At 62.4% G+C, this 12,692-nt stretch carries 13 protein-coding genes; 11 read left to right on the top strand and 2 right to left on the bottom strand.

Annotated features, from left to right (window positions below):
- Positions 1–4: 4 nt before the first annotated feature.
- The 9 genes from frr to rpmE all read left to right on the top strand — a co-directional run bounded on the left by frr (position 5) and on the right by rpmE (position 8,686).
- Entirely contained in the window at positions 5–562 is a 558-nt protein-coding gene (gene frr / locus ACI3KQ_RS00645; RefSeq protein WP_404953758.1) for a ribosome recycling factor, read from the top strand.
- Between the two features lie 44 nt (positions 563–606).
- Entirely contained in the window at positions 607–1,347 is a 741-nt protein-coding gene (gene uppS / locus ACI3KQ_RS00640) for a polyprenyl diphosphate synthase (RefSeq protein WP_404953757.1), read from the top strand.
- Positions 1,348–1,352: 5 nt separating this feature from the next.
- Complete coding sequence (locus ACI3KQ_RS00635; RefSeq protein ID WP_404953755.1) at positions 1,353–2,129, top strand: phosphatidate cytidylyltransferase; 777 nt, start codon at positions 1,353–1,355, stop codon at positions 2,127–2,129.
- Positions 2,129–3,286 (top strand): 1-deoxy-D-xylulose-5-phosphate reductoisomerase, encoded by a 1,158-nt coding sequence (locus tag ACI3KQ_RS00630; RefSeq protein WP_404954068.1) that lies wholly within the window; start codon positions 2,129–2,131, stop codon positions 3,284–3,286. Before ACI3KQ_RS00635 ends, ACI3KQ_RS00630 begins: the two co-directional genes overlap by 1 nt.
- Positions 3,283–4,416: an RIP metalloprotease RseP gene (gene rseP / locus ACI3KQ_RS00625; RefSeq protein WP_404953753.1), complete on the top strand. Its 1,134-nt coding sequence runs from the start codon at positions 3,283–3,285 to the stop codon at positions 4,414–4,416. The genes ACI3KQ_RS00630 and rseP overlap by 4 nt, the downstream gene beginning before the upstream one ends.
- A gap of 91 nt (positions 4,417–4,507) precedes the next feature.
- The gene (gene bamA, locus ACI3KQ_RS00620; RefSeq protein WP_404954066.1) at positions 4,508–7,192 is read left to right on the top strand and encodes an outer membrane protein assembly factor BamA; all 2,685 of its coding nucleotides are present in this window, start codon (positions 4,508–4,510) and stop codon (positions 7,190–7,192) included.
- Positions 7,192–7,854 (top strand): OmpH family outer membrane protein, encoded by a 663-nt coding sequence (locus tag ACI3KQ_RS00615; RefSeq protein WP_404953751.1) that lies wholly within the window; start codon positions 7,192–7,194, stop codon positions 7,852–7,854. Before bamA ends, ACI3KQ_RS00615 begins: the two co-directional genes overlap by 1 nt.
- Before the next feature lie 7 nt (positions 7,855–7,861).
- Positions 7,862–8,344, top strand: a complete 483-nt coding sequence (gene fabZ / locus ACI3KQ_RS00610) for a 3-hydroxyacyl-ACP dehydratase FabZ (protein WP_404953749.1) — start codon at positions 7,862–7,864, stop codon at positions 8,342–8,344.
- Between the two features lie 117 nt (positions 8,345–8,461).
- Positions 8,462–8,686, top strand: a complete 225-nt coding sequence (rpmE, locus tag ACI3KQ_RS00605) for a 50S ribosomal protein L31 (protein ID WP_167302795.1) — start codon at positions 8,462–8,464, stop codon at positions 8,684–8,686.
- A gap of 273 nt (positions 8,687–8,959) precedes the next feature.
- On the opposite strand, the gene aroB is transcribed toward rpmE, so the two are convergent.
- Both aroB and ACI3KQ_RS00595 read right to left on the bottom strand, forming a co-directional pair.
- The gene (gene aroB / locus ACI3KQ_RS00600; protein ID WP_404953747.1) at positions 8,960–10,069 is read right to left on the bottom strand and encodes a 3-dehydroquinate synthase; all 1,110 of its coding nucleotides are present in this window, start codon (positions 10,067–10,069) and stop codon (positions 8,960–8,962) included.
- Entirely contained in the window at positions 10,060–10,608 is a 549-nt protein-coding gene (locus tag ACI3KQ_RS00595; RefSeq protein ID WP_404953745.1) for a shikimate kinase, read from the bottom strand. Before ACI3KQ_RS00595 ends, aroB begins: the two co-directional genes overlap by 10 nt.
- An 81-nt stretch (positions 10,609–10,689) precedes the next feature.
- Between ACI3KQ_RS00595 and ACI3KQ_RS00590 the strand changes: the two genes are divergently transcribed.
- Together ACI3KQ_RS00590 and ACI3KQ_RS00585 are read left to right on the top strand one after the other, a co-directional pair.
- Complete coding sequence (locus ACI3KQ_RS00590) at positions 10,690–10,878, top strand: hypothetical protein (RefSeq protein WP_404953743.1); 189 nt, start codon at positions 10,690–10,692, stop codon at positions 10,876–10,878.
- Between the two features lie 5 nt (positions 10,879–10,883).
- The gene (locus ACI3KQ_RS00585) at positions 10,884–12,692 is read left to right on the top strand and encodes a hypothetical protein (protein WP_404953741.1); all 1,809 of its coding nucleotides are present in this window, start codon (positions 10,884–10,886) and stop codon (positions 12,690–12,692) included.

The following is a 12,692-nucleotide window of genomic DNA, read 5'->3' as shown; positions in this document are numbered from 1 at the left end:
AAACATGGCCCAATATGACAAAGCCGATCTCGAACGCCGCATGCACGGCGCCCTCGAATCGCTGAAGGGCGATTTGGCTGGCCTGCGCACCGGCCGCGCCAACATCCAGTTGCTCGACCCTGTGACGGTAGAGGTTTACGGTGCGCACATGCCCCTGAACCAGGTCGCGACCGTTTCCGCGCCCGAACCGCGCATGTTGTCGGTGCAGGTATGGGACAAGAGCAATGTTGGCCCGGCTGACAAGGCAATACGTTCGGCGGGCCTTGGCCTGAACCCGATTGTCGACGGGCAGACCCTGCGCCTGCCTATCCCTGACCTGACCGAGGAACGGCGCAAGGATCTGGCCAAGCTTGCCAGCAAATATGCCGAAGGCGCGCGGGTTGCCGTCCGCAATGTCCGTCGCGACGGGATGGATAGCCTGAAGACCGATGAAAAGAAGGGCGAAATCAGCGAGGATGAGCGCAAGCGCCTGGAGACCGAGGTGCAGAAGCTGACGGATAGCGCCATCGCCGACATCGATTCCACGGTTGCCGCCAAGGAAAAGGAAATTCTCGGCCACTGAGCCGGGGTCCTTCCGCCTGTGCCCACTACGCATCCGAACCCCTGATGGCCAGCCAAGCCAAGCCCGATATTCGACATAGCGCGCCGGTCCATGGCGCGCGCCACGTCGCCATCATCATGGATGGCAACGGTCGGTGGGCGAAGAAGCGGTTCCTGCCACGTATTGCGGGGCACAGGGCCGGGGTGGAAGCGGTGCGTCGCGTCGCGCGCGCCGCGCTGGACCTCCAACTCGAATGCCTGACCCTCTACGCTTTTTCTTCGGAAAACTGGAAGCGTCCTGCCGCCGAGGTTGCGGACCTGATGGGGCTGCTGCGGCATTTCATTCAGTCCGATCTGGATGAGTTTGACGCCAACGGCATTCGATTGCGGATCATTGGCAATTACAAGGCGCTCGATCCGTCGCTGGTCGACCTGATCGAAGCGGCAGTCGCCCGAACTGCTGGAAATAGCGGTCCGGTCGTCGCAATTGCACTCAACTATGGTGCGCAGGATGAAATGGTCCGTGCCGTGCAAAGCCTGGCCAGCCGGGTGAGTGCGGGCGATATGACCGCTGCCCAGATCGGCATCGATGATATTGATGCCAATCTGGACACGGCGACCCTTCCGCCCCTCGATCTTTTGATACGAACGTCCGGGGAACAGCGGCTGAGCAATTTCATGCTGTGGCAGGCTGCCTATGCTGAACTTTATTTCACCGATATATTGTGGCCTGATTTCGATGGACGTGCGCTGGCGGAGGCGCTCGACGCCTTCCGCATGAGGGATCGCCGGTTCGGCGGGTTGTGAGCACCATGTCGAACGAGCTTCGCACCCGCACCATCGTCGGCATCATACTCATCATTGTAGCGTCAGCTGGCCTCTATCTGGGCGGCTTGCCATTCTGGCTGTTGCTGGTTGTGGCCGGCGTGCTGATGCAGGGGGAATGGGGCGGCCTGATTGGCGCTTCGGCAGATCATCGCAGACTGGCAATGTTTTCCGTTTCGGTGCCGTTGGCATTGCTATGCCCGATTGCGGCGGGCGTGTCCTGGATCGCTTTCACGTCGATGGCGGCCGTCTTCTTCTTCGTGATGTTCGTAACGCGATCGGTTCGGTTGGCGCTGGGCATCGTCTATGTCTGCCTGCCGGTGATGGCGCTGTTGTATCTGCGGGAACAGACGCCCGACAGCTATGGCTTGATGTTGGCATTCTGGGCGCTTGCTCTAGTCTGGGCGACCGACATCGGGGCCTATTTCGCCGGGCGGTCAATCGGCGGGCCGAGGCTGGCCCCCAGGATCAGTCCGTCAAAAACCTGGGCGGGGTTGGGCGGCGGCGTTCTGGCGGCGCTGGTCATCGGCTTCCTGTTGCATCGCTTTGGCAATCTGCCGATTCAACTGGCAGCAGCAAGCGGCCTGCTGGCGGTCGCCGCGCAGTTGGGCGACCTGCTGGAAAGCGCGATGAAGCGCAGGGCAGGGGTAAAGGATAGCGGCACGTTGCTGCCCGGACATGGCGGTGTTCTGGATCGGTTGGACGGCGTTGCGGCGGTCGCTCCACTGGCCGCGCTTCTATATTTGCTGCTGGTGTTGCCGTGATGCGGCGGGTTTCGATCTTCGGCGCCACAGGCTCTGTAGGCACGTCGACACTTGATCTGATCCGGCGCGAACCTGAAGCCTTTGAAGTAGTGGCGCTCACAGCCTTCAGCGATGTCGACGGCCTTGCCGCCGCAGCTCGTGAATGTGGCGCACGGATTGCCGTGATTGGCGATGAACGGCATTATTCGGCGCTCAAGGATGCGCTGCAAGGATCAGGTGTCGAAGCCGCCGCAGGGGACGATGCGCTGGTCGATGCGGCGCAGGCGGGCGCGGAATGGAGCATGGCGGCGATCGTGGGCTGCGCTGGCTTGCGCCCGACCATGGCGGCGCTGAAGGCGGGCGGGACAGTGGCGCTCGCCAACAAGGAATCGCTGGTGTCGGCGGGCGCGCTGATGATGGATCAGGCCACCCGGTCGGGGGCCACCCTGTTGCCAGTGGACAGTGAGCATAATGCCATATTCCAATGCCTTGCGGGCAGTCGTTTGGAAGATGTCGCAAGGATCACTCTGACCGCCAGCGGTGGTCCTTTCCGCACTTTCACGCGCGAAGAGATGCGCGGCATCACCCCGGCGCAGGCCGTCGCTCACCCCAACTGGTCGATGGGCGCGAAGATCAGCGTCGATAGCGCCACGATGATGAACAAGGGGCTGGAACTGATCGAAGCGGCCCACTTGTTCCCCATCGGACTCGATCGGATCGAGATATTGGTGCACCCGCAATCGATCATCCATTCGATGGTCGAATATCGCGACCGTTCGACTTTGGCGCAGCTTGGCTCGCCCGACATGCGGATTCCGATCGCCAGCGCTCTTGCCTGGCCGGTACGGATGACGACGCCATGCCAGCCGCTGGACCTGGCGCGGATCGGAAGGTTGGATTTCGAGGCACCTGACGAAGAGCGATTCCCGGCCCTTCGTCTCGCGCGGCATGTGGCAGGGCAGGGCGGATCGGCGCCCGCCATCCTGAACGCGGCCAATGAAGTCGCGGTCGCCGCCTTCCTGAAAGGCGAGATCGGCTTCCTTGATATCGCCATGATTGTGGAGGATGTCCTGAACCGCTATAGCGCGCCTGCGCCCTGCCGGATCGAAGACGTGCTGGACGTCGATGCGCGCGCGCGAACCATGGCGGGCCAAGTGATGGAAAGATTGACTGCTTGATCCAGAATCCGGGTTTCCTGCTGACCGTCCTTGCCTTTGTTGCGGTCATCGGCCCGCTCGTCTTCGTGCATGAGCTGGGCCACTATCTGGTCGGTCGCTGGTGCGGCGTGAAGGCGGATGCTTTTTCGATCGGATTTGGGCCGGAAATCGCGGCATGGGTGGACAGACGCGGCACCCGCTGGCGCATCGGCGCTCTGCCGCTGGGCGGCTATGTACGGTTCAAGGGCGATATGAACGCCGCGAGTCAGGCCGATCCGGCCTGGCTGGAAATGTCCGCTGCGGACCGGGCGGAAAGCTTTCCCGCCAAAGCTTTGTGGCAACGCGCGGCTATCGTCGCAGCCGGTCCGCTCATCAACTTCCTGTTCGCCATCGTCATCCTGGGCAGCTTCGCCTTTGTCTATGGCGAAAGCCGCACGCCAGCCGTCGCTGGCCAGGTGCAAACGGGTAGCGCCGCTGCGGCCGCCGGGATCATGACGGGCGACCGCATCATTGCGATCAATGGGCGGGAGATGGCGACGTTCGACGATATCCGTCTCTACGCGCAAATTCGCCCAGGCGAGCCGGTGTCGATCCACGTCCAGCGCGGCAGCGAGCAGCTGGTGCGGCAAGGGCGAATTGGCGCGGTTGAGGAAAGCGACGGCTTTGGCAACAGCTTCAAGATCGGTCGGCTGGGTATCGCGCCCGGCGATCCGGTGATCGAACCGGTCAGCCTGTGGCGCGCGCCGGTGGTGGCGATCGAGCGCACCGGGCAGATCATTCGTACGATGGTCGAAACGCTGGGCCAGATTTTGGGCGGCGGCCGGTCGGTCAAGGAACTGGGCGGGCCGCTCAAGATTGCGGAAGTGTCCGGTCAGGCGGCGACGCTGGGCGTGGAAAGCTTCATCTTCTTCATGGCGCTCATCTCGATTAACTTGGGGTTCATCAACCTCTTGCCAATTCCGATGCTGGATGGCGGACATCTGCTATTTTATGGATTGGAAGCGATTCAGCGCAAGCCGGTAAGTCCCGCAGTGCAGGAATGGGCCTATCGGTCGGGACTGGCGGTGCTGCTGGCCATGATGATGCTGGTGACATTCAACGATCTAACGTCTTTCGGTCTTTGGGAGCGCCTGTCCGGCTTGATCGGTTGAACCGTATCGGGCAGGGAGGCGCGGCGCGCGGCGTCTTTCCAGACGTGAACGAGCATTGCTTATTTGTAAAAGGGTGAAGCGGGTGACAGCGATAATGAGCAGCAAGAGGCAGCGCCCGATTGTCGCGGCCCTTCTGGCGACAACGATGATCGGCGGCGTTTGTGCCAGCCCCGCTTTGGCCCAGGATAGCGCGCAGCCTGCCGCGCCTGTTGCCCAGCCCGTTCCCGCCGCCGTCGCTCCGGCCGGCACCATCAGCAGCGTCACCGTCACCGGCCAGCAGCGGCTGGAGCCGGGCACCGTCCTGTCGTACACCAAATTGCGGGTGGGCCAGCCCTACACACAGGAACTGCTCGATCAGGCTCTGCGCGATCTTTACGAGACGGAACTGTTCGCCGACGTTCAGATTCGTAACGACAATGGCGCGCTGACGATTGAGATCCGGGAAAACCCGGTCATCAACCGCATCGTGCTGGAAGGTAACAAGCGGTTGAAGGACGACAAGATCCGTCCAGAAATCAAGCTGTCCCCGCGCCAGATCTATACCCGGTCAAAGGTGCGCGCCGACGTTGCCCGCATCATCGAACTATATCGCCGCCAGGGCCGCTTTGCCGCCACGGTCGAACCGAAGATGGTTCAGCTGGACCAGAACCGCGTCGACATCGTTTTCGAAATTTCTGAAGGGCCCAAGTCCAAGGTCCGGCAGATCAACATCATCGGCAACGACAAGTTCGACGATGGCGAATTGCGCAGCCAGATGGTGACGAAGCAGTCGCGCTGGTTCCGTATCTTTTCTTCGGGCACCAGCTATGACCCGGATCGTCTGGCCTATGACCAGCAGAAGCTGCGCCAATATTATTTGACGCAGGGCTATGCCGATTTCCGCGTGATTTCGGCGGTGGCGGAGCTGACCCCGGACAAGCAGGACTTCATCATCACTTATGTGGTGGAAGAAGGACAGCGCTACAAATTCGGCGATGTGAAGGTGGAAAGCGATATCCGCGACCTGTCGGGCGCGACGCTGACCAAGACGCTGCCGATGAAGAAGGGCGATTGGTACAACGCCAAGCAGGTGGAAGACACCGTCGATACGCTGAGCGAGACCGCGGGCCTGTTCGGTTATGCTTTTGCGGAGGTCCAGCCGGACTTCAACCGCGACAAGGACAGCCTGACGATGGGGATTGATTTCCGCATCGGCAACGCGCCGCGCGTCTATGTCGAACGCGTCGATGTCAATGGCAACACGCTGACGCAGGACAAGGTGGTGCGCCGCGAGTTCCGCCTTGCCGAAGGTGACGCATTCAACAGCTTCCTGGTCAAGCGTTCGCGTGATCGCATCAATTCGCTCGGTTTCTTCCAGGAAAAGCTGGAAATCGAACAAAAGCCCGGATCCGCGCCCGACCGCATCGTGTTGGAAACCAATGTGCAGGAAAAATCGACGGGCGAATTGTCGCTATCGGCCGGTTTTTCCTCGCTGGAGCGGTTCATCGTCGCGGCGTCGATCACGCAGCGCAACTTCCGCGGCAAGGGTCAGGAACTGCGCACCAGCGTCAATTACTCCAGCTACTCCAAGTCCATCGAACTGGGCTTTACCGAACCCTATTTCATGGACAAGAATATCGCGCTCGGAGGTGACATCTATCGTCGTGACCTCAACAGCTTCCGCTATTTGGGCAATTCCAACGATCGCGACACGACCTACAAGCAGACCACGACCGGCTTCCAGGTCCGGGCGGGCGTGCCGATCACCGAATTTATGTCGCTGGCGCTGCGCTACAGCCTCAACCTGGACGATGTGACCCTGGATGAGGATACTTATTACACTAACGGCGTCTGCGACCCGATCCTGGCGGGCCGTTATCTGTGCGACGCCATCGGCAAGCGGACGACTTCCTCGCTCGGTTATTCGCTGATTTACGACAACCGCGATAACCGCATCCGGGCGACGCGCGGCCATAATGTCGTGCTAAGCCAGGACTTCGCCGGGCTGGGCGGTAGCGTGAAATATATCCGCACGCGGCTTAACGGCAGCAAATTCTGGGCGCTGGGTGGTGGCTTCATCTTCTCCCTGTCGGGTGAAGGAGGGTACATCCATTCACTGGAAGGCGATCGCCGGGATGCCAGCGGTCAGCTGGTCGATCCGATCCGACTGACCGACCGCTTCTTCTTGGGCAATCCCCAGATTCGCGGCTTCGACATTCGCGGCATCGGCCCGCGCGTGAAGCGTTTCTATATGGTCGAAGACCCCGACAATCCGGGAACTTACATTCGCAACTCGGGCAACAACAATGTGCGCGACGATGCGCTTGGCGGCAAAATCTATTATCTGGCACGCGCTGAAGTCGAAATTCCGCTGGGATCGGGCGCGCGGGAAATGGGCCTTCGTCCGTCGGTATTCGTGGATGTCGGTGCCGTGGCCGGGCTCCGTGATCCGCAGACCACCCCCTATCCGGGCCTCTGTTCGATCGTGTCGGGCACCGTCGCTGGCGGCGTGAAGACGCCAACCTCATCGACCAGTGAGCGCGCGGCAGGCCTCGGTGCTTGCTCGACCGGGTCCAGCGCCACCCCGACAACCTATACCGACGTGACCTATCTCGACGGCACCGGTTTCCAGGAAGTGTATCTTGGCGACACGCTTAAGCCGCGCGTATCCGTGGGCTTCGGCGTCAATTGGAATTCGCCGTTCGGACCGTTCCGCATCGACATCGCCAAGGCCTTGCTCAAGGAACCAGGGGACGACACTCAGCTCATCAGCTTCAACGTAGGGACTCAATTCTAATGAACATGATCCTCAAGGCGTCGGCTCTCGCCCTCGCGCCCATGACTGCCATTGCTCTTGCCAGCACGCCTGCCGTTGCCCAGTCGAAGACCGGCATCGCCGTCGTCGATGTTCAGCGCGCTGTCGCCCAGAGTTCGGCCTATACGACCGCTCGTTCGCAGATTCAGACGACCTACAAGGCGCAGATCGACAATTTCAACGCGCGCAAGAATGCGATCGACACGGACCTGCGTTCGAAGGGCACTGCCTTGGAAACCGCGATGAAGGCCGCTGGGAACAAGCCCACCCCGGCGATCCAGACTCAGTATGAAGCCTATCAGAAGGCGGGTCAGGCCGGTCAGGCCGAATTGCAGCGTCTGGGCCAGCCGATCGCGCTCGCCAACGCCTATGTCGAAGAGCAGATTTCGGCCAAGCTGTCCGACGCGCTCAAGGCAGCCATGAGCAAGGCGAAGGTCGACCTGATCCTGGCGCCGGACGCCACCGTTTCCTACCAGCCGGGCGTGGACGTCACGCAGCAGGTTGTGACCGAGCTCAATGCTCTGGTGCCCAGCGTCGGCATCACGCCGCCAGCTGGCTGGCAGCCCGGTGGTGCACGTGGTCAGGCCCCGGTTCCGGCCGCAGCCGCTCCGGCGACCCCATCGCAGCAGCCCACGTCGCGCTGATCCGCCAATGACGGTTGAAACTGAAGCGGCGCCCGCCGCCATGGGGCCCATCGATATTCGTGGGGTCATGGCGGCGCTGCCGCACCGTTATCCGATGCTGCTCGTTGACCGCGTGATCTCGCTCGTACCCCACGGCGCGATCCACGCGGTCAAGGCCGTGACGATCAACGAATCCTTCTTCCAGGGCCATTTCCCTGGTCGTCCGATCATGCCGGGCGTGCTGATCATCGAAGCAATGGCGCAGGCCGCCGGGGTGCTGACGGTCGAAACGCTGGAACTGCGCGGTTCCGGCAAGCTCGTCTATTTCATGAGCATCGAAGGGGCGAAGTTCCGCAGTCCGGTGGAGCCAGGTTGCCTGCTCGACCTGCATGTCGAACTTCTCCAGATTCGCGGTCGGGTATGCAAATTCGTTGGGAAGGCGACAGTTGAAGGCAAGCTTTGCGCCGAAGCCAACTTCGTCGCGATGATCGCCGATCCGCCTGTCGACTGACGCAGGGGTGGCAGTGGTCACCCCTTGCTTTCGCGTGCAAAGCCATGTAACCGCGCGCCTTCGCAATTTATCGCATCCATGGCCGGTCGGAAACCGGCCCATAGACGGAGCATACCCATGAAGGCCGACACGCATCCCGACTACCACTTCATCACCATCCAGATGACCGACGGTACGACTTTCCGTACCCGTTCGACCTGGGGCAAGGAAGGCGACACGATGGCGCTCGACATCGATCCCAAGTCGCATCCGGCGTGGACCGGCGGCCAGCGTCAGCTGGAGCAGGGCGGCCAGGTGGCACGCTTCAACAAGCGTTTCGGCGGCCTGACGCTGAAGAAGTAATTGCTCCGTCAGATGAGCAGATGAGAAGGGCGCCCGATGAGGCGCCCTTTTTATTTGGGGAGAGCTGCGCCATGCAGCCGTAAAGGATTCCGTGCTCCTGCCTGCGCAGGAGCGCGACAATTCAGGGCAGACCCCCGACAGCAAGCCGACCGAGCGGGGCCGACTGTTGCGGATGTCAACTCACCGCAAACTTGGCTGAATGTCGGCGCTTGTTCTTATCGTCACCTCAGCGAAGGCTGGGTCTCGGGCGTCTCCAGACACCCTGTTCGGCTGTCAGCCCGCTGCCCGATCCTCGTCCAGAAACGCCGCGACATCATCCAGCACGACATCCTTCGACAGGAAGGTTCGACCAATGCCGCGCGCCAGCAGGAACGGAAGCGTGCCCGCCGCCATCTTCTTGTCATGCAGCATATGCGCGACCAATGCGGTCCCGTCTGCCGTCACATGGGCGCTGGCCAGGTCATGGGGCAGGCCCATTTTCTTCAGATGCGCCGTCACCCGTTCGGCCTCCGACGCCGGGCAAATCCCCAGCCGCGCGGAATAGCGGAAGGCGAGCGCCATGCCCGCCGCGACGCCTTCGCCATGCAGGAGCAGGTCGGAAAAGCCAGTGTCAGCCTCCAGAGCATGACCGAAAGTGTGGCCCAGATTCAGTAGCGCACGCCGCCCCGACGTTTCCCGCTCGTCATCCGCGACAATAGCAGCCTTTGCCTGCACACTGCGTTGGACGGCATATTCGCGCGCATCGCCATCGCCGTCCAGCAGTCGCTGCCCTTCCGATTCGCACCAGGCGAAGAAGTCTGGGTCGTCGATCAGGCCATATTTGACGACCTCTGCATAACCGGCGCGGGTTTCGCGGGGCGGCAGGCTGTCCAGCGTCAAAGGATCGATCAGGACCAGGCCGGGCTGATAAAAGCTGCCGATCAGGTTCTTGCCCGCCTTTGCGTTGATCGCGGTTTTCCCGCCGACCGAACTGTCGACCTGCGCAAGCAGGGTCGTGGGGACCTGGATGAAGTGGCAACCGCGTTTCAGGATCGAAGCGGCAAACCCGACCAGATCGCCGATCACGCCGCCGCCCAACGCCACAACATGGTCGCCGCGTTCGATTTCCAGGGCCAGCAACTGGTCGAGCAACTGTTCCAGATGCCGCCAGCTCTTGGTCTGCTCTCCTGCGGGCAGGATGATGGGGTCCACGGCTATGCCCGCCCGGCTCAGGCTGGTCGCCAACCGGGGCAGCTGCGCCTTTGCAACATTGGCGTCGGTTACGACGACTATCCGTCCGTTGCGCGCATAACTCGCCAGATGCGCATCGGCCCGATCAAGCGCACCCTGTTCTATGATGATGTCATAGCTGCGCGAACCCAGCGCGACGCGGACTAATGCCATGCGACCAACTGCTCCAATATGCTGTCCACCGTGACTTCGTGCGGTGCGGCGATGCTCTTGATGTGAATGGGCGCGAGCGCGTAGACGGGATTGCGCGTCGCGGCCAGTTCGGTCAGCACTTCGCGCGGATCCTTCCCCTTCAACAGCGGCCTGCCCTCCCGGCGCGACACACGGTCGACCAATATGTCGATATCCGCATCCAGCCAGATGGCGGTCGCATGTTCCAGGATCAATTGGCGCGTATCATCCTGCATGAAAGCACCGCCGCCAGTGGCGATGACCTTGGGGCTGCCGTCCATCAGCCGGGCGATGACGCGCCGTTCGCCGTCGCGGAAATAGGATTCGCCATAGCGTTCGAACATTTCCGTGATGGTCATGCCTGCCGCCTTTTCAATCTCTTCATCGGCGTCCACGAAAGCGACGCCCAGGCGCGCGGCCAGGCGGCGACCAACGGTCGACTTGCCGACGCCCATCATGCCGATCAGGACGATGGGACCGCGCTTCAGGGCGGTAGAGGCGGATTTGCTGTTTCGCTGCATGCAGAGCGGGGCTATACATCCCCCCGTCACAGAGGCAAATCGCAACTTTCCTCAACTTCCGGCTTGGCCGCACAAGGATTCATGAGAAGCAACCGTTCCTTCAGCAACTTTGAAAGCAGTTCGCGCCGTCGTGGCAAGCGGCTGCCCATCATCCCCATCATTCTGATTGCCGTGCTGGTCGCATTGATCCTGCTCATGTGGTCGCGCGGCGGGGAACAGCCTCAGCAACAGGTGGAAAAGGTGATTCCCGCCGAAAAGCTGGGCCAATAAAGGACATGCGTCGACGTCGGGGGAATGCCAGATGGACGCTGGGCACGCTTGCGATCGCGCTGGCGCTCCCGGTCGTGGCGCAGGAAGCGCCTGAATCCCTGCTGCCGCCCGGTTTCGGTGATTCTCCCGCTGCGCCCGCTCCCGCCGCTCCTCAGCCGGGACGGCCAACAGGCCCAACCGCGCCGGTGCCCATGGTGCAACCCTTGCCACCGACATCGGCACTGCCGGGGGATGACGCGACGGACAATGCGGCCCAGGACGCGCTTTCCGAAGAAGAACTGGCCGCGCAAAAGGCCAAATATGATCTGCCTGTGGGCGCCCAACGGTCGTTGGACCGTGTCGGGGTGCTGACCCCCGAACAGCGTGGCTTTGCACCCGATGATTTTGGCGGCCAATCCGGGCAATATCTCGCAACGCTGATGAATGAGACGCGAGCGCCGATCACGTCGCGCTGGGCGTCGATACTGCTCCGTCGGGCGCTTTTGTCGGCAACCGATACGCCGCGCGACATCAACGGCGCTGACTGGGTAGCGGAACGCGCCTGGCTGCTGTTGCGCATGGGGGAAGCGGATAGCGCGCGCCTGCTGGTGCAAAGCGTCGATTCGGATCGTTTCACGCCCAGGCTCTATGCCGTCGCCATGCAGACCTATCTCGCCACTGCCGATCCGGCCGGGCTGTGTCCGCTGTCGGTGGGAGCGCTTCGGACCAGCAAGAAGCCGGGCTGGGACATGACCCGCGCCATCTGTCCCGCGCTGTCGGGGGATCAGGGTTCGGCAAGTGGCGCTCTCAACCAGGCGCAACGGCGCGGGGTGGTGCGCGGGATCGATTATCGGCTCGCTGAAAAGGTGGTGGGGACTGGCTTCAACGCTCGCCGTTCGGTGAAGATCGAATGGGACACGGTCGATCGTTTGACCGCCTGGCGATTCGGCCTGGCCACAGCTCTGAATGTCGAGATACCCGACGCCCTTTACGCGACGGCCGGCGAACATGTGCGCGCCTGGGAAGCACGCGCCCCGGCGTTAAGCGCCGTGAAGCGTTTGCCCGGAGCCGAAGTGGCGGCACGGCTGGGCGTCTTTTCCAATAAGGCGCTCGTCGGCTTCTATAGCCAGCTCGGCGCTGAGGGCGAAGCGCAGCCAGAGGTCGCGGATCGTATCGATGCGCTGCGCACCGCGCATGTGGGCGGTAGCGTCGAAGATCGTCTTCAGGCGATGCGCAGTCTGTGGCGCGACAACGGCAATCCCGATTATGTCGGGTTGATCGCAACGGCCAGGGCGGCTGCCGCACTGCCGGTGCGCCAGATCGATGCGCGCGATACGGCCAATCTGGTCGCCGCGATGCTGACTGCCGGATATGACCGGAGCACATTGCGGTGGACCTCTGCAGCGAAACAGGCCGAAGGCGATGGCGCCAGCAGCCTGTGGGCATTGCTGGCGGTCGGCGCGCCGACCCCGGCGGTGGAGATCAGCGACAGCCGCCTATCCGGCTTTATGGAGGATGCGGGCGCGGTGAAAGGGCGGCTGCTGATCGCCGCGCTGGCGGGCCTGGCGCGGGTGGACGCAGGGAAAGCCTCTGCGCTGGCACAGGACAACGGCTTCCGGCTTGCGCCTGATAGCCGCTGGGCACGGGCGATCGGACAGGCTGCTGCGCGCGGTGAAAAGGCCAGCGTCGCCTTGCTGGCGGCGGTGGGCATGCAATCGCCGCAATGGAGCCGCTTGCCGCCTGCCCATCTCTATCACATCGTCGCTGCCTTGCATCGTGTCGGGCTGGACCCCGAAGCGCGGATGATCGCGGCGGAGGCGATTACGCGGGCCTGA

Source organism: Sphingobium sp. ZW T5_29 (genome assembly GCF_044987515.1).
Lineage (GTDB): Bacteria > Pseudomonadota > Alphaproteobacteria > Sphingomonadales > Sphingomonadaceae > Sphingobium.
This window is presented reverse-complemented; position numbering and strand designations above follow the sequence as displayed.